Annotated in this window: 9 protein-coding genes and 1 pseudogene; 3 read left to right on the top strand and 7 right to left on the bottom strand. The window is 44.9% G+C overall.

The genetic code is table 11. The annotated features are described in order from the left end of the window. Together rtxA (AACQ38_RS22295) and rtxA (AACQ38_RS22300) are read left to right on the top strand one after the other, a co-directional pair. The coding region (gene rtxA / locus AACQ38_RS22295; RefSeq protein ID WP_165579089.1) for an MARTX multifunctional-autoprocessing repeats-in-toxin holotoxin RtxA at positions 1–7,738 on the top strand (7,738 nt) is incomplete at its 5' end. A 776-nt stretch (positions 7,739–8,514) separates the two neighbouring features. Next, positions 8,515–20,745 (top strand): MARTX multifunctional-autoprocessing repeats-in-toxin holotoxin RtxA, encoded by a 12,231-nt coding sequence (gene rtxA / locus AACQ38_RS22300; protein ID WP_165579090.1) that lies wholly within the window; start codon positions 8,515–8,517, stop codon positions 20,743–20,745. Positions 20,746–21,039: 294 nt separating this feature from the next. Here the strand turns inward: rtxA (AACQ38_RS22300) and AACQ38_RS22305 are convergent. Beyond that, positions 21,040–21,530: pseudogene (locus AACQ38_RS22305) on the bottom strand (DUF2569 domain-containing protein). A 433-nt stretch (positions 21,531–21,963) separates the two neighbouring features. Here AACQ38_RS22305 and AACQ38_RS22310 point away from each other — a divergent pair. Then, positions 21,964–22,023, top strand: coding sequence for a SymE family type I addiction module toxin (locus AACQ38_RS22310; RefSeq protein WP_242685657.1), 60 nt, complete (start codon positions 21,964–21,966; stop codon positions 22,021–22,023). 143 nt (positions 22,024–22,166) lie between these two features. On the opposite strand, the gene AACQ38_RS22315 is transcribed toward AACQ38_RS22310, so the two are convergent. The 6 genes from AACQ38_RS22315 to AACQ38_RS22340 are packed head-to-tail and all read right to left on the bottom strand — an operon-like array spanning position 22,167 to position 25,182. Then, complete coding sequence (locus tag AACQ38_RS22315; RefSeq protein WP_165579092.1) at positions 22,167–22,508, bottom strand: DUF6572 domain-containing protein; 342 nt, start codon at positions 22,506–22,508, stop codon at positions 22,167–22,169. A 9-nt stretch (positions 22,509–22,517) separates the two neighbouring features. Next, the gene (locus AACQ38_RS22320) at positions 22,518–23,636 is read right to left on the bottom strand and encodes a hypothetical protein (protein WP_207631957.1); all 1,119 of its coding nucleotides are present in this window, start codon (positions 23,634–23,636) and stop codon (positions 22,518–22,520) included. Positions 23,637–23,665: 29 nt separating this feature from the next. Then, entirely contained in the window at positions 23,666–23,797 is a 132-nt protein-coding gene (locus AACQ38_RS22325; protein ID WP_262500100.1) for a hypothetical protein, read from the bottom strand. A gap of 53 nt (positions 23,798–23,850) precedes the next feature. Then, positions 23,851–24,354 carry an immunity 42 family protein gene (locus tag AACQ38_RS22330; protein WP_065821922.1) on the bottom strand — a complete coding sequence of 168 codons (504 nt, stop codon included), beginning with the start codon at positions 24,352–24,354 and terminating at the stop codon, positions 23,851–23,853. After that, entirely contained in the window at positions 24,351–24,734 is a 384-nt protein-coding gene (locus AACQ38_RS22335; protein ID WP_242685655.1) for a hypothetical protein, read from the bottom strand. Before AACQ38_RS22335 ends, AACQ38_RS22330 begins: the two co-directional genes overlap by 4 nt. Continuing rightward, entirely contained in the window at positions 24,715–25,182 is a 468-nt protein-coding gene (locus AACQ38_RS22340; protein ID WP_242685656.1) for a hypothetical protein, read from the bottom strand. The genes AACQ38_RS22335 and AACQ38_RS22340 overlap by 20 nt, the downstream gene beginning before the upstream one ends. Positions 25,183–25,294 lie beyond the last annotated feature (112 nt).

The following is a 25,294-nucleotide window of genomic DNA, read 5'->3' on the forward strand; positions in this document are numbered from 1 at the left end:
CAAAGGCAATATTCTGACCAAAGTGGGCGACGGTACTACAGTCGGCCTGCTTGTTTCCGATGTGGGTAACGTGATGACCCATATTGGAGAAGGCTCAACGGTGGGGTTTGCCAAAGGAAAAGCCAATCTTATCACCAAAATTGGCGATGGCACCGGGGTGAATGCGGCGTGGGGTGAAGTGAATATCCTGGCTCAGGTTGGTGATGGCGACCGTTATAACTTCGCGAAAGGTCAAGCCAACCTGATGACCAAAGTGGGGAAGGGACAGGAAGTCACGGTAGTTCAGGGGGATGCCAACATTATCACCCATGTGGGTAACGGTGACGATTACACTGGTGCCTGGGGCAAAGCCAATGTTGTCACTAAAGTCGGTGACGGGCGCAATGTGGTGCTGGCGAAAGGTAAGGCCAACATAATTACTCAGGTAGGTCAGGGAGACAGCTTTAATGCCTTATGGAGCGAAGGCAATATTGTCACCAAAGTGGGAGACGGTATGCAGGTGACGGTGGCGAAAGGGAAAGCTAACGTAACGACAACCGTAGGCAATGGCTTAAATGTCACCGCTGCTCATGGTGACTCTAATATAAACACTCACGTAGGTAATGGCGTTTCGGTTAACCTGGCGTGGGGTAAGCACAATATTAATACCAAAGTGGGCAATGGCCTGAATGTGGCGGTCATGAAAGGCCAGAGTAACGCCAATATTCAGGTGGGTCATGGTTTAGCGGTTAATTCCTCTTATGCGCGCAATAATGTGGCGATTAAGATAGGTGAGGGTGATTTTTACAGCCTGGCGGTTGCCGCGAGTAATACGGAAAGCAACAAACTGGCCGCTTTCTTCAACAATATCAAACAAACGGTACTCGGTGTGATGGGCAGTCAGGCGATCAACTATCTGGTGCAGGGGGAGGAAGTTAACACGTTTGGCATTCATAAAGGCAGAGGGGCGATTCATTTAGCGGAAGTTTCTGCTATTGATGGCTTCCAGATGGAGGCAATTGCACCGGTAAGTTCAGACTTAAATTATCGTCTCAATGGTACTGTGACCGCGGTAGAGACGCCTGATGTGGATGTAATAGAAAGTGTTTTAAATCAAAAAACGCGATCGATATCAGATCAGAATAATAATCTGATTATTAATGGTGATTTTGAACAGGATAAGCTGGGCTGGCAGTCAACTCATGGTATAGAGGCGTATGGTTCAGCGAGTGCTTATGGTCTTGTTATTGCCGGTCATGGAGAACGCGTCAGTGAACTTGATGCGGAGAGAAACACCACGATTTACCAGGATCTGCAAAACTTGTCTGAAGGAGAAGTGATTTCACTGAGTTTTGATTTTGCTCATCGTTCCAATACCTATGTTATCAACAATGGCATGGAAGTTTTCTGGAATGGACAATGGGTATTCTCAGCTTCTGGCAATGCAATAGAGTGGAAAAGTAAAACGCTGGAATTAATTGCACGGGCAGGCAGCAACCGCATTGAGTTTAAAGGAACTGGTGTAGATGATGGCATAGGTTATGTTTTGGATAACGTTGTTGCAAAATCTGAGAACCCACTACAAACCGATGTGGTTACCGAACACGCGAAACAGGATAAAGCGGCGCAAAATGCATTAAACGATAAAGAAAAAGCGGAAAAAGATCGCCAACTGTTGGAACAGGAACAAGAGAAACAACTGGCAGGAATTGCGAAATCGCAATCCCAGTTGGAATTAACGGATCAGGCAGCAGTTAGCCAAAATGGGCTGACACAACGCAATGCGATAGAAGCAGAAGCGCAGGCAGAGACTGGCAAATTGATTTCCATGACGCAAGGTTTGGCGGTGCTTGATAACCATGCTAGTTACAGCGGCCAATCAGGTGACCCGTGGCGCAATCCGTTTGCGGCCGAGTTCTTGAACCATGTTCAAAATGAGTTGTATTACGTCAAATTTATTGCACAGAAAAAATTAGCTGATGCCCGACAGGCTATTGCGGATAACCAACAACAAGTCAAAAAAACAGTTGCGAAATCGGAAGCCGGCGTAGCACAAAGTGAGCAGCATTGTGTCAGTGCAAAACAAGATATTGCAGCGGCTCAGGAAAAAGCAGAATTAAGAAAAATAGAGGCGGTATTGCAGCAACAGCAAGCCAAAGAAGCGGAAAATGACGCAAATATTGCCTATCAGGGGGCGGAATATCGGGGTAAACATGATATTGCGGTGGCTGAAAGTAAGATTACTCAAGTACAAGTCGATGCCAAAGTAGCAAAACAGAGCGATTCCCGACCTGATCGTACCGGTGCTGGGGGGAGTGGTTTATCGGGCAAAGCCTACGAATCGACAGGCGCGGGAGAAACCGGTAGCCATATTGATCCCGAATTGGTGCCGGAAGCTGAAAAAAAATTCTACGAGGGGCTGAGCGAAGAAGAGCTACAGACGCTGGATAGTGTTGAACAATTGGTTGATCATCTAAAGATAAATGCCAGTATTCATGCGGAAAATACCGGCGTTTTAACTGCTTCAAAATTTGCTAAAGGGCAATCTGGCAGTATGGTGATGCCAGCGTCGAACAGTCCAGGTGAATTTGTCAGAAGAGTGCCGCGAATTTCAGGCATTAATCTGAAATCGTTGGGGGATGATATCAAGCTAGGACAGAAGGGAAATTCCGCAATATTTGAAAGTGCAAAATTTAATTTATTGAAAGAGGGCAGTAAGCTGTTTATCAACCCTGATGAACGAACATTAGGGCAGAAAAGGCCGCTTAGTCAAGCGATGACTGCTGTACGTGATATTTTCTATAAAACGATGAGTCATTTCGATGAGGAACATGTATTGCAGTTTGAACAGGTGATAGCTGACTGGCAACAGCATAGCCCAAAGGAATTTGCTCTACGCGCCAATCAAGTGAACTTAATACGTTTTAGGATGGGCCGGGTAATGGAGTACTTGCAGGCCCAGCGTGCCGAATCCGCAAAGGTGCTTGGGATTGCCGTGTCGCCTCAGCGTGCTGAACACCTTAGTCAACGCGTCATCTTTGATGGAACCGGCCGGGTGGTCGGTTTAAAAGGAAGTATCACCCAAGACGAAATTAATCATCTTATTGAGTGGAAAATTACCCCCTTGACCCGAGCGAATTCAACCGCTGAACGGGAAGCGCCTAAGACCGAAAGTGAAAGTCTGATTGCTTTTATGAGCCGGTTGGAAGCCGCAAATATCCCGGAAGCGATGCCTTTGATTGAACAGGCCAAGGGACTCTGGCTCATCGGGCAAGTCACCTCGAAGGAAACTATCAAGTTATTTAATGATGCTGCCAGCCAGCTACAGGCATACCCGGAGCTACAGGCTTTGGTACTGTCATTACAGGCTGATGCTCACAAAAAAAAGTCGACTACCCAATATATTGATAACTTATTTGGCCGTCGTTTTGATTCCGAAGTGGCCCATACGTTGGTGAAAACCGCGTCACCGGATGCGATAGCCGTCTCCAAGCGGATAGGTCAGTTTCTGGTGCAGGAGTTTGAGTTGTATATGCAAAATACTGCTAGCTCAACCATCCGCGACGGACAGATTACTAACGGGCAGATGGCTATCAGGATGCACGCTTTTGCCGAAAAAATTAAAAAGGATATCCGCCCCTGGTTCAGCCGGGTGCCAGAACTGACTACATTCCTGCAAAAACCGACCTTGGATAACTTTAAGATCATGATGACTAAGGTGGATAACGGGTTTGAAATGATCAAAATTCCGTTTCTGGCGGTAAAAATGTCGAACACGGATGGTATGGGGTTACATTTATCTCAATGGAAGGCGGAAGCGGATATTTTCTATCGAGGTGAGATCTATAAGGCCCGTTCGACCAGTAATACATTAACTCATCGTGCTGATGTGGCCCACACAGTGGAATTAATTGACCAGCAAACCAACGATTATGGTATTGCACTGCCCTACCAGCCATCTGGTGATCAGTATGACGATTTCCTGTCTGGCAGAAAGGTGGCGGCAGGCAGTGTGCTGACGCCCGGACAGGAAACCGTGCTTGAACGTAACGCTCTGGCGCAAGGGCATTCTGTGGTAACGGGGGCATCGGGCTCGACTAATATCATGGTTCACCTCAATAACTATATTGCCCGTCAAGATCCCACTTTCTCGCAGGAACAGGCATACCTTAATACGTTGGCGTTTTTGGTGTTTGATGGCGGCCATTCGGTTAATGAGAGTTTGGTGGTTTACAAAGCGTTGCAGGCGACCAGTGATGAGCGTCGGCAGGTACTACAACACTACACTGCCAGTTATATGGATCTGATGGATATTGCCGGAGATAAGGGAGAACGATGGATAAATCAGGCATTAAATAGCGCATTTGAGAAAACTCTGCACTTTTATCGAGAAAATACCCCTGAGAGAAAACGGAACGACTCTCCGGTAGAAGCACTACAAGCGTTATCGGGCAAACATGGCGCGTCAGAGTCGCTATTCATTGAGGATGATGGTGTGAAGACCCCGCCGCAAAAGAGTGACAATCGTAGGACACGTTTTGATGGTCAGATCATTATTCAGATGGAAGATGACCCGATTGTTGCAAAAGCCGCGATCAATCTGGCGGGTAAACACCCGGATTCCAGTGCGGTGGTTAAACTGGATAAGGATGGCAAATATCATGTCATTTATGGTGATCCTGCCGAATTATCTGGCAAGTTGCGTTGGCAAATTGTGGGGCATGGCCGCGCCGAATCGGCACAAAATAACATTCGTCTGAGTGGTTACCGTGCTGATGAATTGGCAATAAAGCTAAAACAGTTCAGTCAGGACTTTGAGCAGGCAGGTAAACCTGAGCGTATCAGCATCGTGGGTTGTTCACTGATAAGTGATGATAAGCAGAATGGTTTTGCCTACCGTTTTATGTTTGCTTTAGATAAACAGGGTATCCGTAGCGAGGTTTCAGTACGCCGAAGTGACGTGGCTGTTGATGCAACAGGTCGTAAATTTACCCGTGATAAAAATTATCAGTGGGTTAACAGATTGGACGATAACAAACAGGTGTTGTGCTGGAATGAAGAGGGGGAACTCACGGCCACAACAGAGAGGGAGCGTTGTGGGGTGGCTGAAAGCGATATCAACCTTGCCCGGGTGGGGTACACGGAAGCTGATTCAGTAACCAGAGGGGCAATTGCGGATAACCATGATGTTTTCATCGCGCCAAGGAAGCGCAAAAACAGGATAGAGCCCGGTTCAAATCCTCAATCGGATAAGCCGCTGAGTTACGCCGGGAATATACAGGTAAACGTGGGTGATGGTGAATTTACCGCGATCAACTGGGGAACCTCGAACGTCGGTATCAAAGTGGGTACGGGCGGCTTTAAGTCACTGGCTTTTGGTGACAACAATGTGATGGCGCACATTGGGGAGGGTGACAGTAAGCACAGTGTTAATCTGGGTGGTTATCAGGCTTTCGAAGGGGCGCAGGTGTTTATTGGTACTCGTAACATCAGTTTCAACCAAGGGCGCAGTAATGACCTGATTGTCATGATGGATAAATCCCTCTCTACACCACCTCTGGTTAATCCATTTGATGGTACTGCGCGTATTTCCGGTGTACTAAAGTCTATTGCTCGTTCTGGTGAAGAGCGGAACTGGTTAGCGGTGCAGGATCAGCAGTGGACGTTATCGGGTGCGGAAAAATTTGTGCGTGACATGTCGGGTTTAGACCAAACCAGTAGTGTGGATTACAAGACATTGGTTGATCTGGATGCGCAGCATGAGCGCAGTAGCCGGGGTTTGAAAAGTGACACAGAAACAGCATTGAACAAAAAATACCACCGATGGTTAAGTGATAACAGCAATGATATTGATACCAGTAAAATGAGCCGTGTGGATAAATTCCGTCAGGCCAATGAAAAACTGATTTTCAATTTTGCAGTAGGTGGTCGAGGGGCGGACATTCAGGTCACAACTGGTAGCTGGAACTTTATGTTCGGTGACCATATTCAATCGATTCTGGATACCAACCTAGGTTCGTTGTTTGGCCTGATGACGCAGCAATATTCAGCAACGGGTATAGCGAAGACAACCTTTACCTACAAGCCCCAGGACTTACCGCGTCAGCTTAAAAACAAACTGTTGGGTCGGTTAGCCAGTGTGAATGCAGAGACCACATTAGCGGATATTTTTGGTGTGGATTGCACGCCGGAAGGGCAGATTGTTGCCCGTACTGGCGAGCCGGTTGATGGCACGGCGATTTTGCGAGAGATGCTGGAAATGATTAAGCAGTTTGGGGGGGATCAATTCCGTGTCTTCGCTGATCCGGATAAATGGATTGAGGGGTTGAAACAGCACATCGATATGGGTGCTGATGGTATTAAATCATTTCTTATCAGTCATGGGCTGAAAGAGAAAGAGCCTGATGAAAATCGGGAAGAAAGTGTGCCGGGTGTTATCAACAGTGGGAATAGTCAGGTTGATAACAAACCAGAGCGGGCATTGGGCTTTCATTCGCTGAACTTACCTAACCTGTTTGCGACGATATTTAACAGAAATAAACAAGAAGAGATGAGGTCATTAGTGACCAATCTGAAAGAGAATCTCACCGCCGATCTGCTCAATATGGAGCAGAAAACGTTTGATTTCCTGCGTAACAGTGGTCATTTGCATGATGATGGCGATATCCATATCTCGTTAGGGAACTATAACTTCAACTGGGGCGGTGACGGTAAAGATCTCGGTGCTTATCTGGGCGATAACAACAACTTCTGGGGGGGACGTGGAGAGGATGTTTATTACGCCATCGGTATTTCCAACCTCTTTACTGGCGGGGAAGGCAATGATCTGGGTGTCCTGATGGGGCGTGAAAACTGGATGTTTGGCGGTCATGGGGATGATACCGCGGTAATAGCCGGGCGGATTAACTATGCTTTTATGGGTGAAGGTAATGACCAGACATTTGTTTTTGGTGAAGGCGGGCTGATTGATGCCGGTAGCGGGTATGATTATGTTGTGACTGCGGGAAACTACAACCGGGTGGAGACCGGCGAAGATCAGGATTATGCCGTGACCATCGGTAATAACAACTGGGTTGAATTGGGGGCAGGCCATGACTTTGGTTGGGTGTTTGGTAATGACAATCGAATTGATGGCAACACGGGTGACGATGTTATTAAACTGATGGGTTATCATGCGGTAATTAATGGCGGAGAAGGTGGTGACCACCTGATAGCGGCCACTATTTCGAAGTTCAGCCAGTTTGATGGCGGAGAGGGTCAGGATCTGCTAGTGCTGGGCGGTTATCAGAACCATTTCCAGGGTGGTGCAGGGGTAGACAGCTTTGTGGTCAGTGGCCAGGTGATTGACAGTCAGGTTGATGATATCAATGCGGAAGATATGATTGCCTTTAACGATATTGACTGGAAAGATTTGTGGTTCCAGCGCAGTGGATATGATCTGGTGTTATCAGTAAACCGTCCTACACAGGATAAAACCGCGCAGGGTATCTTTGAATCAATAGGTTCAGTCACCTTTAGTGATTACTTTAATGGTAACCGTGCCAAACTGGTGATGCGGATGGGGGATAAGAATGCCTTGGGAGAGCGTGAGTTTACTGCGCTGTCGGATAATGCAGTTGATACCTTAATCCAGGCAATGAGCAGTTTTGCACCCACTGTGGGGGATAATGGTTTTATTGACAATCTGGCGAGTCAGGCGAAAATTGTCATGGCAACGGCGTGGGCAGATACCACGAGAGGCAAAGTGCAGTTTGCGTAATTAGTTCTCAAGAATAAAAGTTAAAATGAGTAATAAAAAAGGCTCACAGAATAGGTGAGCTTTTTTTTACCGCTGAATAACAAATACTCATTATGTGAATCTAAGGATTAATTTCATTTGTTATTATTATTTCCTGACTAAAAAAGTAGGATATTATTATTTAGTTTACTTATATTATTTTAATCGCTATAATCTGTGTGGATATTTATGGAAATGGAATAAAATAATTGATCGTAATTGATGAAATTTTATATCTTAGCTTAGTCGTTACTTTATTCTCTTCTCTGTATTTTCAATATTATCGCGGAAAAAAATATCTGTGTTAACGCTCTTTTTGAATTTTTTATTTATACCCGTTATCTTTCAAGTTGCCTCTTTGTTGGCTGCCCCGGTCACATAGTTATCTATGCTCCCGGGGATTCGTTCCCTTGCCGTCGCGATGCATCTCGAAATCCATAGGGTATATCTCATTCGATGGATTTGTTTTAAGGTGTTTATAAATGCATTAAATTGAAACTTTTCTGAACTTAATATTTTCTTTTTTATATCTATTTTATTAATAAATTACTTTTTGTAAAAAATATGTTTGATAAATTCGTGCAAACAATATCTGATGTTAATTTTAATAGCGGTTTTTTTCTTTATTTGATTTTTTGCTATTAAAAATTCAGAAGATTTCACTGTTTCGTGAGAACTTGAATATTCAAAATAACTGCCCTATTTGTTAGGTGCAGTGGCTTTCTGCTTAACTTCAATAATAAATTAAAGGGCTATTGATGGGAAAATCATCGAATAGAAGTACAGAGTACTTCTTTACTGGGAAATATTACGACGATAATGACGGTAATAGTATTATTGCTATTGGTATTGGTGGTGAAGTTTATGCTTATGGCGGAGATGATGATGTTACAATTGGTTCATTTAAGGTCGATGTATACCATACGAATGGTGAACTTTCGGTAAAGGGTGCCTCAGGTTATACCGGTATTAGTAAAACAGGAAATGGCGGCTTGTCATTTTCTGGCGCAGCCGGTACGGCTTTTATTGATCATACGGGTGAAACCGGGGATTTATCTTATTCGGGGGCTGCTGGCTATAACAAACTGGTTCGTAAAGGTTCATCTGGAGATACCCGTTTTAAAGGGGCTGGTGGATACAATCAATTATGGCATGAAACTGATCGGGGAAATGTTTATTTTGCTGGCGCAGGAGCGGCTAATAAAATTGACCGTACCTGGTCTAATTATTATGAGGGTACTCAAGGAGATGTGACATTTAACGGCGCGGGCGCTGCAAATAGTATCGATTCGCGGATAGAAAGCGGTGATATCACTTTGAATGGTGTTGGTGCTGATAATCATATTGTACGTAAGGGTAGAGAAGGTAACATTATCTTGCATGGTGCGGGGGCAGCGAATCGCATTGAACGTACACGCCACAGTGAAGATCAGTATGGACAGACACAGGGTGATATTACTCTTGAAGGTGCGGGAGGTTATAACAAACTCTATTCTGATGTTGCTCACGGTAATATTCATTTTACTGGCGCAGGAGCTTATAACGAAATTACCCGAGCAGGAGCGAGAAATGAAATAGAATTTGCTCAGGCTAAAGATATTGTGATGACATCAGCAACAATGGAAGAGCGCGGGATTCAACAATCTCAACAAGTTAAAGCAGTTAAATCCGAGGTAGAGCCTGATACTTATCTCTTTGCCATTGCCGATAATGTTAATACTAAAGTTGTCGCTGTACGGCTGCAAAATAATCCTGATACCGGTAAGCTCCGTTATTATGCCACTTCCTGGTATAAGGAAGGTAATCATCTTAAGGATATTGCTAAGGAAAATATCGACGTAAATAATGGATTTATCTCCGTTAAAGGGGACGATGCTATTACGCTTGCCAATATTAATGTGGTATATCGACAAGAAACCATAGTACAGGGTGTTGAGGAGGTATTATTAACCGATAAATGGGTGAATTATTCCGATGGTACTAACATTAAAGCGAAAAACGTCACATTGGGTAGTGCCAAAATGGGGGGATACGCGATCTCGTCTAATGGGCTGAAAATCGATGTCTCTCCGGTGAAATCAAACCAGCAGCCGGATACTTATGTATATGCAATATTTCTGGACCCTTATACCAAAGTGGTTGAGGTTAAGCTAGCGAATGATGATGAAACAGGAAAGCTGAAATATATTGCAAGATCTTGGTATAAAAAAGGTGACCATACTGGCCGTTTAGCAAATGAACGTTTTTCCTATCCTCGCGGTTATCAATCAATTGGGGCTGGTTATACATTAAGTCAGCTTCACTATGATTTAAATGTAACAGATGAGATTACTGATTGTCTGACTGATATTGAAGGTTATTCTGAGCAAGATGTTATCAAATCATCAACGAATGGCGGTGATAGTTCCGGTAATATTTATTTCATCGGTGCTGGTGGTGGCAACATTATTACATCCAATGTGACGCACGGTAATATTAATTTCACAGGAGCGGGAGCGGCTAACATTATTCTGCACAGTTCAACATTCGGTAATACGTATTTTGAAGGAGGCGGAGGTGCTAACGTCATTGTGAAAAACGGTGAAGAGGGCGATCTATCATTTCGTGGTGCGGGTTTAGCCAATGTCTTGGTTCACCAGAGCCAGCGCGGGAAAATGGATGTTTACGCTGGTGGTGCGGTCAATGTTCTCGTACGGGTCGGGGATGGACGATATCTGGCCCACCTTCTGTCCTATGGCAATATCTCGATCCACAAAGGTAACGGTGACAGCCGGGTACTGATGTTGGGCGGATATAACACGCATACTCAGATAGGTGATGGTAGCGCGAACTGGTTCGGGGCGGGCGGTTTTAACGTCATCACTCAGGCCGGAACAGGGGATATCTTCTCCGTATTTTTGGGTGGCGCTAACGTGCTAACAAAGCTCGGTGAGGGTAATCTGGTTGCCGGTATGCTTGGCGGTGCCAATATTATCACTCATCTCAGTGAGGAGACTGAAACTACCAACACCACCGCCATTGCGTTGGGCGGAGCCAACATCTTTACCAAGAAAGGGAAAGGCTATACGCAGGCGGTCATGGGCGGCGGGGCAAATATCCTTACGCATATCGGGGACGGCAATACCATGGGCGTTATGCTGGGTGGCGCGAATATCTTGACCAAAGTTGGAAAGGGTGACACGACCGGCATCATGTTTGGTGTTGGCAACGTGTTGACCCATGTCGGCGACGGTTTGACACTGGGCGTGATGGCCGCAGCAGGGAACATCTTCACTAAAGTCGGGGAGGGTACATCAATTGCGGGCATGATTGGCGCAGGCAACCTGTTTACTCATGTCGGCAAAGGGGATGCATGGGCATTAATGGGGGGAGTGGGTAATATTTTTACCAAAGTGGGTGACGGTGATGCGCTGGCATTGATGGTCGCCGCAGGCAATGTGTTTACGCATATTGGGGATGGCACCAGTGTTGCGCTGATGCTGGCAAAGGGCAATATCGCCACGAAAGTGGGTAATGGCATGACGTTGGCGGCGATGATCGGCAAAGCCAATATTTTTACCCATGTCGGGGAGGGCAATACCTTTGCGGCCATGATTGGGGGTGCCAATGTGCTGACCAAAGTCGGTAACGACCTGACTGCGGCTTTAATGGTGGGGAAAGCCAATATCTATTCGCATGTGGGCAATGGCACCAGTATTGGTTTGTTTGCCGGTGAACTGAACGTGATGACCAAAGTCGGTAATGGCACAACGCTGGCGGCCATGTTTGGTAAAGCCAATATGATGACCCATGTGGGGGATGGCTTAACGGGGGTCTTGGCACTGGGTGAGGCCAATATCGTTACCAAAGTGGGTGATGATTTTATGGGGGTTGTTGCGGCGGCGAAAGTGAACGTTATTACGCATGTTGGTGATGCGACGACTGCCGCTATCCTGTTTGGCAAAGGCAATATTCTGACCAAAGTGGGCGACGGTACCACGGTTGGCCTGCTTATTTCCGATGTGGGTAACGTGATGACCCATGTCGGCGAGGGTACGACAGTGGGGTTTGCCAAAGGTAAAGCCAATCTTATCACCAAAATTGGCGATGGTGCCGGGGTGAATGCGGCTTGGGGGGAAGCGAATATCCTGACTCAGGTTGGTGATGGCGACCGTTATAATTTCGCGAAAGGTAAAGCCAACCTGATGACCAAAGTGGGGAAGGGACAGGAAGTCACGGTGGTGCAGGGGGATGCCAATATCATTACCCATGTGGGTAACGGTGATGATTACACCGGTGCCTGGGGCAAAGCCAATGTCATCACTAAAATCGGTGACGGGCGTAATGTAGTGCTGGCGAAAGGCAAGGCTAACATTGTCACTCAGGTAGGTCAGGGAGACAGCTTTAATGCCTTATGGAGCGAAGGCAATGCCGTCACCAAAGTGGGAGACGGTGTGCAGGTGACGGTGGCAAAAGGGAAAGCTAACGTAACGACAACTGTGGGCAATGGCTTAAATGTCACCGCTGCTCATGGTGACGCGAATATAAACACTCACGTAGGTAATGGCGTTTCGGTTAACCTGGCGTGGGGTAAGCACAATATTAATACCAAAGTGGGCAATGGCCTGAATGTGGCGGTCATGAAAGGCCAAGCTAATGCCAATATCCATGTGGGTGATGGTCTGGGCATCAATGCTTCCTACGCACGTAATAATGTGGCGGTTAAGATTGGTAACGGTGATTTCTACAGCTTCTCTGTAACAAAAAGCAACAAACTTTCTTCCCTCTTTGAGCATATCAAACAGACAACATTAGGTGTGGGAGGCAGTCAGGCAATCAACTATTTGGTTCATGGGGAGGAAGCTAACACGTCGGGCACCCACAAAGGCAGAGGGGCGATTAATTTAGCGGAAGTATCTGGTATTGATGGCTTTCAGATGGATGAAATTTCGCCGATAAGTTCAGATTTAAACCATAGTTTCAATGGTGCTATAACAGCCGTGGAGACGCCTGACGTCAGTTCAATAGAAGGTGCTTTGAGTCAAAAAACGCTATCGGTGTCAGATCAAGATGAAAATCTGATCGTCAATGGTGATTTTGAACAAGGTGAGCTGGGTTGGCAGTCAACTCATGGTATAGAGGCATATAACCCAGCGAGTGATTATGGTCTTGATAATACCGGTGATGGTGAACGAGTCAGTAAATTTGATGTTGATAAAAACACCGTAATTTGGCAGGAATTACAAAATTTGTCTGAAGGAGAAGTGGTTTCACTGACTTTTGATTTTATGAGTCATTTTGAGAGGGTGGACCGTGATCTGAGTGGCAGCGGAATAATGGTATTGTGGAATGGTAAGTCTGTATTCTCAACTTCTGGGCCGCGAGCTATATGGCGCACCCAAAAACTCGATTTAATGGCAAAAGCAGGGACTAACCGGATTGAATTTAAAGGTACAGGTCAGGATGATGGATTTAGTTACATCTTAGACAATATCATTGTGAAATCTGAAACGTCACTGATTGTCAATAATGACCTTGAGCAAGGTAAATTGGATTGGCAATCAACCAATGATATTGCGGCCTATAGCTCAGTGAGTACTGATGGGCCTAATAATACCCGTTATGGCGAACGAGTCAGTGAACTTGATGTTGATAAAAACACCACTATTTACCAAGATCTACAAAACCGTTCTGAGGGAGAAGTGATTTCGCTGAGCTTTGATTTTGCTAATCGTCCCGATGCTTATTCAGTCGACAATGGTATGGATGTTTTCTGGAACGACAAACTTGTATTCTCGACTTTTGGCGATGCCGCGAAATGGCAAAATAAAACACTAGAGCTGACAGCAAAAGCGGGCAGTAACCGCATTGAGTTTAAAGGAACAGGCTTGAGTGATGGTGTCGGCTATATTCTGGATAACGTTATTGCAAAATCTAAGAGCTCACAACAAGCCAATATTATTACCGAACATGTGAAACAGGATAAAGCGGCGCAAAATGCGTTAAGCGATAAAGAAAAAGCAGAAAAAGATCGCCGACTGTTGGAACAGGAAAAAGAGAAACAACTGGCGGAGATTGCGAAATCGCAATCCCAGTTGGAATTAACCGATCAGGCAGCAGTTAGCCAAAATGGGCTGACACAGCGTAATGCGATAGAAGCAGAAGCGCAGGCGGAGACTGACAAACTGGTTTCTATGACGCAAGGTTTGGATGCGCTTGGTGACTATGCCAATTACAGCGGCCAATCAGGTGACCAATGGCGTAATCAATTTGCTAGCCAATTCCTGGACCACGCTCAGGATAAGTTGAATGACATCAAATTTATTGCGCAGCGAAAATTAATGCATGCCCGACAAGCTATTACGGATAACCAACAACACGTAAAAGAAGCGGTGAAGAAATCCGAGGTCGGCGTAGCACAAAGTGAACAGCATCATGCCAGTGCAAAACAAGATATTGCAGCGGCTCAGAAGAGAGCAGAGTTAAGAAAAGAAGAAGCATTATTGCAGCAACAACGGGCCGAAAAGGCGGAAAATGATGCAAATATCGCCTATCAGGGGGCGGAATATCGGGGTAAACGTGATATTGCCGCGGCTGAAAATAAAATTGCCCAGGTACAAGAAGATGTTAGAGGGGCAAAACAGAGCGATTCAAAACCTGATCGTACCGGTGCCGGTGCCGGTGCCGGTGCCGGTGGTAGTGGTTTGTCTGGTAATGGCTATGAATCGACAGGCGCGGGGGAAACCGGTAGCTATATTGATCCCGAATTAATACCGGAAGCTGAAAAAAAATTCTACAAAGGATTGACCGAAGAAGAGCTACAAGCGTTGGATGATGCTAAACAAGCGGTTGATCGTCTACAGATAAATGCCAGTATTCGCGCGGAAAATACCGGCGTTTTAACTACTTCAAAGTTTGCCAAAGGACAATCTGACGATAGGGTGATACCAACGTCGAACAGTTCAGGTGAGCGTGTCAGAAGAGTGCCGCGGATTTCAGGCATTAATCTGAAATCGTTGGGGAATGATGTCAAGGTAGAGCAGAAAAATTCCGCTATATTTGAAAATGCAAAATTTAATTTATTGAAAGAGGGAAACAAGCTATTTATCAATCCCAATGTGCGAACATTGGGGCGAAAAAGGAAGCTTAGCACGGCGCTGGCCACGGTACGCGATACTTTCTATAAGACGATGAGCCATTTCGATGAAGAGCATATATTGCTGCTTGAACGGGCGATAGCTGATTGGCAACAGCATAGCCCAAAGGAGTTTGCTCTACGCACCAATCAGGTGAACTTAGTACGTTTTAAAATGGGCCGAATGATAGAGCACTTACAGGCTCAGCGAGCTGAATCCGCTGGCGTCCTTGGGATCGCCGTGGCACCTCAACATGCTGAACATCTTACGCAACGCGTCATCTTTGATGGAACCGGACGTGTTGTCGGTTTAAAAGGCGGTATAACACAAAACGAAATTAATCGTCTTATTGAATGGCAGATTACCCCGTTGACCCGAACGAATTCAACCGCTGAACGGGAAGCGCCTAAGACCGAAAGTGAAAGTCTGATTGCTTTTATGAGCCGATTGGAAACCGCGAATATCCCGGAAGCGAGGTTTTTGATTGGACGGGCCAGGGGACTCTGGCTCACCGGACAAGTCACCTCGAAGGAAACTATCAAGTTATTTGATGATGCTGCCAGTCAGTTACAGGCATACCCTGAGTTACATGGCTTGGTACTGTCATTACAGGCTGATGCTCACAGAGAAAAGTCAACTACCCAATATATTGACAACTTATTTGGTCGTCGTTTTGATTCCGAAGTGGCCCATACGTTGGTAAAAATGGCGTCACCGGATGCGCTAGCTACCTCCAGGCGGATAGGTCAGTTTCTGGTGCAGGAGTTTGAGCTGTATATGCAAAGTACTGCTGACTCACCCGTACTCGACGGACAGATTGATATCAGGATGCAAGCTTTTGCCGAAAAAATTAAAAAAGATATTCGTCCTTGGTTCAGTCGAGTGCCTGAACTGAGCGCATTCCTGCAAAAACCGACCTTGGATAACTTTAAGATCATGATGACTAAGGTGGATAACGGTTTTGAAATGATCAAGATTCCGTTTCTGGCGGTAAAAATGTCGAACACGGATGGTATGGGGTTACATTTATCTCAATGGAAGGCGGAAGCGGACATTTTCTATCGGGAGGAGATCTACAAGGCGCGTTCCACCAGTAGTAAATTAACGAATATGGCGGATGTTACCTATAAAGTGAAGTTAACTGAACAGCAAACCAATGATTATGGTATTGCACTGCCCTACCAACCATCTGGTGATCAGTATGGAGATTTCCTGTATGGCAGAAAGGTAGCGGCGGGCAGAGTGCTGACCCCCGGACAGGAAACAACGCTTGAGCGTAACGCCTTGGCGCAGGGGCATTCCGTGGTGACGGGGGCATCGGGCTCGACCAATATCATGGTTCATCTCAATAACTATATTGCCAGTCAAGATCCTACTTTCTCGCAAGAGCAGGCCTACCTTAATACGTTGGCGTTTCTGGTGTTTGATGGCGGTCATTCGGTTAATGAAAGTTTGGTGGTCTATAAAGCATTGCAGATGACCGGTGATGAACGTCGGCAAGTACTACAAAACTACACCGCCAGTTATATGGATCTGATGGATATCGCCGGAGATAAAGGGAAATTATCGATAAATCAGGCACTAAATAACGCATTTGAGAAAACCCAACACCTTTATCGAGAAAATACCCCTGAGAGAGAACAGAACGACTCTCCGGTAGAAGCATTACAGGCGTTATCGGGCAAAAATGGCGCGTCAGAGTCGGTATTAATTGAAAATGATGATACTCCGCCACGGGATAAAGACTCTTTAAACCCAGTGACCCGATTCTTTAACAACGAACTGTATGGTTTTAAAGAAGATCGCCGTCATATCAGTGATAAAACGCAGACGATACTTAATGATGCGGTTGCTAATGGTAAATCCAGCAAAATCACCCTAAAAGGCGAAGAGGGACGTTTAACCGGATATTATCATCAAGGTGACATAAAACCAGATGATATCTCGACGGCGGCAGAGAAAAAAGTCGTGCTTTTCCTTCATGGTTCAGGTTTATCCGCGGAAGAGCAAGCTCATGATATCCAAAGCCATTATCAAAAGCAGGGCATTGATATACTTGCTGTCAACATGCGCGGCTATGGTGGTAGTGATGGTAGTCCCGGCGAGCAAGGGTTCTATCAGGATGCCCGGACGATGTTTCGCTATTTGGTGCAAGATCGCGGCATTAAGCCGGGTAATATTATTCTTCATGGTTATTCCGTTGGTGGACCGGTGGCGGCAGATCTTGCTCGATATGCGTCGCAAAATAATCAAGCCGTGTCAGGTCTGTTACTCGACAGGCCAATATCGAGTATGACCAAAACCATAACCGCGCATGACGTACCAAACCCTGGTGGCATGATTGGGGCATTGGCAAAAGCGATGAACGGACAATTTTCAGTAGAAAAAAACCTCAAAGGTCTGCCGATCAATACGCCGATCATGCTGTTAACTGACAATCAAGGTTTGGGGCATGAAGGGGAAAAGCTGCGTGCAAGATTGGCCGCTTCTGGTTATCGCGTATCGGGTGAACAAACCTTTTATGGTCATGTCGAGAGCGGTGCTTTAATGAGCCAATATACTGATAGGATTGTCTCGACGCTCTCCGATTTTCAAAATAAAAATCGGGATGGAGTGAAGAACTCGTGGCAAAAGAGTGACAATCGTGGAACACGTTTTGATGGTCAGATCATTATTCAAATGGAAAATGACCCGATTGTCGCAAAAGCCGCGCTCAATCTGGCGAGTAAACACCGGAAATCCAGTGTGGTGGTTAAACTTGATTCTAATGGCAAATATCATGTCATTTATGGTGATCCTGCCGGTTTATCAGGCAAATTACGTTGGCAGATTGTGGGGCATGGCCGTAACGAATCGGCACAAAATAACACTCGCCTGAGTGGTTACAGTGCTGATGAATTGGCAATAAAACTAAAACAGTTCAGCCAGAACTTTGAGCAGGCAGGTAAACCTGATCGTATCAGCATCGTGGGTTGTTCACTGATTAGTGATGATAAGCGGAATGGTTTTGCCTATCGTTTTATTACCGCTTTAGATAAACAAGGTATCCGTAGTGAGGTTTCAGCTCGTCGCAGTGAAGTGGCCGTTGATGCAACAGGTCGTAAGTTTACTCGCGATAAAAATCATCAGTGGGTTAACAAGTTGGACGATAACAAACTGGTGTTACGCTGGAATGAACAGGATGAACTCACGACGACGACAGAAAAATTGCGTCGAGGGGTGGCTGAAAGTGATATCAACCTTACCAAAGTGGGGCACACAGAAGCTGATTCAGCAACCAGAGGGGCAATTGCGGATAACCATGATGTTTTCACTGCGCCAGGAAAGCGCAAAAACAGGGTTGAGCTTGGTTCAAATCCTCAATCGGAGCCGCTAGGTTACGCCGGGAATATACAGGTAAACGTGGGCGACGGTGAATTTACTGCGATTAACTGGGGAACCTCGAACGTCGGTATTAAAGTGGGTACGGGTGGCTTTAAATCACTGGCCTTTGGCGACAACAATGTGATGGTTCACATCGGGGAGGGTGACAGTAAGCACAGCGTTAATCTGGCAGGTTATCAAGCACTTGAAGGGGCGCAGATGTTCATTGGCAACCGTAACGTCAGCTTCAACCAAGGTCGCAGTAATGACCTGATTGTCATGATGGATAAATCCATCCCTACGCCACCGTTAGTTAATCCATTTGATGGCGCTGCGCGTATTACCGGTGTACTGAAATCTATTGCTCATTCCGGCGAAGAGCGGAACTGGTTGGCGGCGCAAAATCAGCAGTGGACGCTATCGGGCGCGAAAAAATTTGTGCGTGACATGTCGGGTTTAGACCAAACCAGTAGTGTGGATTACAAGACATTGGTTGATCTGGATTCGCAGCTCAAGCGCAGTAGCCGGGGTTTGAAAAGTGACACAGAAGCGGCATTAAACAAAAAATACCACCAATGGTTAAATGGTCACGGCAACAATATTGATACCAAGAAGATGAGTCGTGTGGATAAATTCCGTCAAGCCAATGAGAAACTGGCTTTCAATTTTGCGGTAGGTGGTCAAGGGGCGGACATTCAGGTCACAACCGGTAGCTGGAACTTTATGTTCGGTGACCATATTCAATCGATTTTGGATACCAATCTGGGTTCGTTGTTTGGTCTGATGACGCAGCAATATTCAACAACGGGCTTGGCGAAAACAACCTTTACTTACAACCTACAGGACTTACCGCGTCAGCTTAAAAACAAACTGCTGGGTCGGTTAGCCGGTGTGAATGCAGAGACCACGTTAGCGGATATTTTTGGTGTGGATTACACGCCGGAGGGACAGATTGTTGCCCGTACTGGTGAGCCGGTTGATGGTAAGGCTATTTTGCGAGAGATGTTGGAAGTGATTAAGCAGTTTGGTGGTGATCAACTAAGTGTCTTCACTGATCCGGATAAATTGATTGAGGGTTTGAAACAGAACGCTAATATGAGTGCCGATGGTATTGAGTCATTTTTTGTCAGTCATGGGCTGAAAGAGAAAGCGCCTGATGAAAATCGGGAAAAGAGTGTACCGGATGCCGTCAACAGTGGGAAGAGTCAGGCTGATGACAAATCAGAGCGGGCATTGGGCTTTAATTCGCTGAATTTGCCTAACCTGTTTGCGACGATATTCAGCAAAGATAAACAACAAGAGATGAAGTCACTCGTGACCAATCTGAAAGAGAATCTCACCGCCGATCTGCTCAATATGGAGCAGAAAACGTTTGATTTCCTGCGTAACAGTGGTCATCTGCAAGGGGACAGCGATATCCATATCTCGTTAGGAAACTATAACTTCAACTGGGGCGGTGATGGTAAAGATCTCGGTGCTTATCTGGGCGATAACAACAACTTCTGGGGTGGCCGCGGAGATGATGTTTATTACTCCATCGGCACTTCCAACATCTTTACCGGTGGTGAAGGTGATGACTTGGGCGTTCTGATGGGACGTGAAAACTGGATGTTTGGCGGTAGTGGCGATGATACCGCAGTGGTAGCTGGACGCATTAACCATGTATTCATGGGTGAGGGTAACGATCAGACATTTGTTTTTGGTGAAGGTGGCGTTATTGATGCCGGTAATGGGCGGGACTACGTTGTCACTTCTGGTAACTACAACCAGGTGGATACTGGCGAAGATCAAGATTATGCCGTGACTATCGGTAATAACAACCGGGTTGAACTAGGTGAAGGCAATGACTTTGGCCGGGTGTTTGGTAATGACAACCGAATTGATGGCAACATGGGTAACGATGTCATTAAATTGATGGGCTATCATGCGGTAATTAATGGCGGAGAAGGTGATGATCACCTGATAGCGGCCTCAATTTCGAAATTCAGCCAGTTTGACGGCGGTGAGGGTCAGGATCTACTGGTGTTGGGGGGATACCAGAACCACTTCCAAGGAGGGGTAGGAGTAGATAGCTTTGTGGTCAGTGGTAAGGTGATTGACAGTCAGGTTGATGATATTAATGCAGAAGATATGATTGCCTTTAACGATATTGACTGGCAAGACTTGTGGTTCCAGCGCAGTGGATATGATCTGGTGTTATCAGTGAATCGCCCTACTCAGGATAAAACGGCTCAGGGTCTATTTGAATCGGTGGGTTCAGTCACCTTTAGAGATTACTTTAATGGTAACCGTGCCAAATTAGTGACACAGATGGGGCGTAAGGATGCATCAGGAGAGCGTGAATTTACGGCACTTTCCGACAATGCGGTTGATACCTTAATCCAGGCAATGAGCAGTTTTGCCCCAACAGCTGGTGATAACGGTTTTATTGAAGCGCTGGATAACAGGGAGAAAATGGCTATTACCACGGCTTGGGCAGATACCACAATTGGCAAGGGGAAATTTGCCTGATTTAACTTGCCATAAGGATAAGCAATAATGGTAAAAATGGCTCACTGGATAGGTGGGCCATCGTAATCTCCCATTCGTCCACGCTTAAGAATCAAGTAGAGATTAAATAGTCTTAGCCCAGTAAAATACAGGACTCAGACCTTAATGAACGAATGATTTAAATTGCCTGACTTTTTTAAATAATTCACAAGGCCGGGGTAATTTTGACTGTCATATTTTTTGAATAAATATGGGTTGCAAAAAACTTACCTACTCTTATTGAATATTATTTGCAAAATAGTTTAATTTTAATCGTTACTTTATAAATGTTCTTTTAACTCGGATAGATATAATAAAATAAGGAACCCATATACATACATAAAACACAGTTTTAAAAAGCAAGAAGAGATAACTATAATCCAGTTTTATCTCATATACATAATGAGTCAATGCTAAATCAGTTATTACAAATAATGAAGTAAAAACTAAAAGGATAATATAAAATAAAGGTGTTTTTTCTTTTTTCTAAAGAAAAGAACAGATGTATAAAGTGCAACTCCAAAAATAAGGGTAAAACAAATAAATTCAAATCCTATAAGGACACGTAATTCACCTAAAAAATCATAACCAGAGATCAGAATTGTCATTGTTTTATATGCACTAAATAAAGAACTTAATATTGCAAAGATAATGTTTATTGCCGGGAAATAGAGAAAACCACCAATTCTACTCAGTTCTTTTTCTTCACATGCGGCACAAAAATCTGATTCATGTAATGCTGGGTTTTCACATTTAATACACTTCATAAAACTTCTCCAAATAGTAACCTCAATCCAAAGACTGATTATTAATTTACGTAAATCATACAGGTGATAGTATATAAATCAATAACTTATTAGTCCGATAAATACCCCTGTTTTAATAGCCTTATTTACATCGTCAAGTGGAAAAAGAAATATTTCGTTTATAAAAAAACGACACAACCACTTTATTACCAATTACAGTACTAACTGCGTTACCTAACATTGAGGTTGTAGGATCTTCCCTTTTAACTTTACTTCCTAAATAAGCACCTCCTACAAGGGTGCTAAATAGTGTTCCTTTACCTTGAGTTAATGTGCCTGTTCCTACCGCTATCAGTGTATCTGTTGCACTATAGTGCCTCCCACAACAGAAGCACCTGCTCCCCAAGCGACTAACAATCCTCTTGCCGGATCTTGTCCTTCCAGGTGATCACCTTTGCATCTTAAAGGTAACTGGCTGGAAGAAGCGGGCTTTGCCACTGGGCAGTCGGTGTAAGTGAGGGTTGAGCGGGGGCAATTGGTTATTCAGGTTGTTACGGAAGATTGAGTTTGCAACTGGAAAGTTAAAAAGGGTCGAAATTAGCGCAGTGAGCAAGCCCTCTGCGCTAATTTGGTCATTGAGATCATATAATTAATTTTTTAAATGACCTCACTTTCCTCATAAGTTAATTCTATGTTAATGGAAGATAATATTTCGTTTACTCTCTCCATAAAATCAATACATTCCTGAGGGATCTTGTACTGGAAAAACACTTTAAACGTTATATTCCTACCCTGAGGATCTGGGAGTTTTTCGTATACTTCTCCGCTTTCAACAAATGCAATATATCTATTAATTTTTTCTTGCAATTTGAAGAGGTGTTCATTAATACAAGATGACCATTGCAAATGATCAGTTATAACCAAGATTACCTGTTGGGAAGCTATATCCTCTTGGGTCATTGTAATTAAATCAATTTTATTTATATCTTCTACAGACATATAGCCTCCTTAATTATCCTTTGCGTTTGGCCTTACTATTTCAACTTCTGTCGGTGGTATCTTAGTTCCACTTTCAAATCCCGGCCTACCTTTCCCAACAACTGTACCTCCTCCCTCTTTGAGTTCTGGAAAACCAGTCTTTTGATTCTTTGTTAGTGGTGCAGTTTGAGAACTTTTACATTCTATACACCTGATAGATCCATCTCTATCTTTAGCCATAATATCAACCCTAACTTTGGTCCCTTCGTTTGTCTCTATGGTAACTTCCCTAACCGGGGTTTTTAATTTAGGGGCTTGTTTTAACTTATCGTAAACAGATTGTTCAAACTCCTTACTCTTCTCATAATTCTGCCGTATTTGTGAATCAGAGTTAGGTGATTGAACTTTTGTTTTTACGCCATTTTCAAACGTATAGTACCCACTGTTGTTACTATAAATCGTGTTTCCTGAGGCATCTACTTTTCCTGTATTGCCATAAACACTACCTTTTGGCCCAGTAACTGAATTTCCTTTTGGGGTATAACCAGTAGGTAATGCTGCGCCTTTTCCGACTACATTTATAGAAGTTCTATTAGCTTTTGCCCCAATAGCCCCGACCGCAGTCTCCAGCAACATCAGGTTCCGCTGCTCTTCCTTCACGTACTGCGCCGCATCCGCTTTGGACAAGCCCGATTTTTCCAGCTCTTTTTGGCGTAGTTCCGTGTTAAAGAACCCGGAGAGGGGTCCGCTGCCGCCATTTAACCAGCTGCTCTGCTCTGAACGCCCCAGCTTGTCATTGGCACGGTAACCTGAGACGGCCAGCTCCTTGCCCAGTTCATGGTTGATGAATGCCAGTTCTTCGCGGCTCAACTCACCACTCAACGCCATCTGTTTCAGGGTATTGATGGTCGCATCACTGGCCTGCCGGTACTCTGTCCAGACTCCTTTACGGCAGCTGTCATCCTGACATGATGCCAGTTTACCGCGCATGTCCTCCACTGACGGCAGACCTTTATCCAGAATACGCTGACTCAGCTCTTTAGCCTTGCCGCACGCTTCCGGTGACATCGTGCGGCAATCACCCAGATTTCGCGAGGTCAGCGCATTATTCTCAATTACAACCCATTCCATTGCGACGTTGACCGCCACACACCGATTTTCCCAATGCCCTCAGTCAGTTACAACCCGTTTTTTCCAGTGTGGTTTGAGGCTCGACCTACAACGCCCCGACGCGACTTTTCAGCCTGGTAAGCCACTTTTCCCAGACGTAATGAACTGCCCCCTTTAAATGTCGGATGATTACCTAACATTTGGGGTACAGCTCACATCGACTGGGATTTTTACTCCAACTTACTTATATGTATTAGATTTTTTTAAATTCTGGTAGTTGTTCGATAACATTTTTGACGGTATTTTTCTCAAAATGTTTTATCGTAACAGTCAATCCTCTATCACTGGTATAAATGATAAATTCATCCTCGCTATTATTTGTAATATAGTAAAAAATATAGAATCCAATATCTGTAAATTCTACAGGAGTTAAATCTATTCCTTGTTGCTCCATTTCTGGCAACTCTAGATCATCATCATCTGTATCCAAAAGAATATTATGTGAATGAGCAATAAATTCCATAATTTCTTTGTTCTGACTAAACAAGGAGGTATCAATTTTCTTGCATGATGGAAACTCCGCTAAGCTGTCTTTCAGATGATTTATCGCCATATGAAGTGTGTAGTTTGAACCGATGGCAGGAACAATCACGTCATCTATGACAAAATTAAATATTCCATATTGCCAATAGCCATCTTCTGACGATTCACAAACTTCATAAGCAACAGCAAATTCATAAGGAAGTCCGTAGATCATTTTTTACCCCCTAGTTGCTTTATTTCACTGTTAAACTTCCGAAGTTCATTATGACCCAGAGCATTTTTACCATCACCAGTGCTTCCACTCCAATGGAATGAACCTGAACCATCTTTTCTCTCATTAAAAAATCTATGAATATTACCTTTTTCGTCTATCGCTAATCTAACTTTAGGATCTTTTGTTGGTATTGACTTTTTAAATAAATTGAGAGAATTTTGCGGTTCAAGGCCAGCACTTGGCCTATTTCCATTTCCTCCCAGAGTGTGCTTACTGTTTGATTTATAAACTAATCCATTATTCGCTGTCACTGGATTAGGTACTGGTACAGCACTTCCTTTGACTCCTTTTGCTCCAGATTTACTGATCCCTCCAGCCACTCCCGCAGACGCCGCAATTCCCGTCTGCCCCATAATCTTCATGATTTCCTGGGTGGTTTCTTCTGAGCCGCCGGTGACTTGGGCACGATGGAGTACCAAACTTCCGTGATGCGTCAATATTTGACATGGCACCGCGTAAATTTGCCCATTCTCGCACTTCTGCTGGCGTGAGGGAATCCAGTCCTTGCATTCTGGCTTTTTCCTGAATTTCGCCTATCCGAGCACTGTAGTTACTTTGCAATGCCCGCAGCTCTTTGGCAACGGCAACGCACTGGTCAGCCCCTGAACACGTTGCTATCCGCTCCTGAACCTTGTCATACTCCTGCCGATATTTATCCCTAACAGCAGAACGGCAACTGGTATCACCCTGACAATTAACCAGTTCCTCACTGCGCGATTGGTTCTGCTCCACGCTTAGGTGGTTGTTGTCTACAACAACCCATTCCATTGCGACGTTGATTACCGAACACCAATTTTCCCTGCGCACTCAGTCAGTTACAACCCATTTTTTCCAATGTGCGTTCACCGCCGAACCCAAAACCCCCTGACGCGCTTTTCGC

This window comes from Photorhabdus sp. RW14-46 (genome assembly GCF_963887965.1).
In the GTDB taxonomy this organism is placed as follows: Bacteria; Pseudomonadota; Gammaproteobacteria; order Enterobacterales; family Enterobacteriaceae; genus Photorhabdus; species Photorhabdus laumondii.

What these genes read in the sequence shown, in the direction of transcription:
- rtxA (WP_165579090.1), top strand. Translation starts at nt 8,515, where the DNA reads ATGGGAAAATCATCGAATAGAAGTACAGAGTACTTCTTTACTGGGAAA.
- AACQ38_RS22315 (WP_165579092.1), bottom strand. Translation starts at nt 22,508, where the DNA reads ATGTCTGTAGAAGATATAAATAAAATTGATTTAATTACAATGACCCAA.
- AACQ38_RS22325 (WP_262500100.1), bottom strand. Translation starts at nt 23,797, where the DNA reads ATGTTAGGTAATCATCCGACATTTAAAGGGGGCAGTTCATTACGTCTG.
- AACQ38_RS22330 (WP_065821922.1), bottom strand. Translation starts at nt 24,354, where the DNA reads ATGATCTACGGACTTCCTTATGAATTTGCTGTTGCTTATGAAGTTTGT.
- AACQ38_RS22340 (WP_242685656.1), bottom strand. Translation starts at nt 25,182, where the DNA reads ATGGAATGGGTTGTTGTAGACAACAACCACCTAAGCGTGGAGCAGAAC.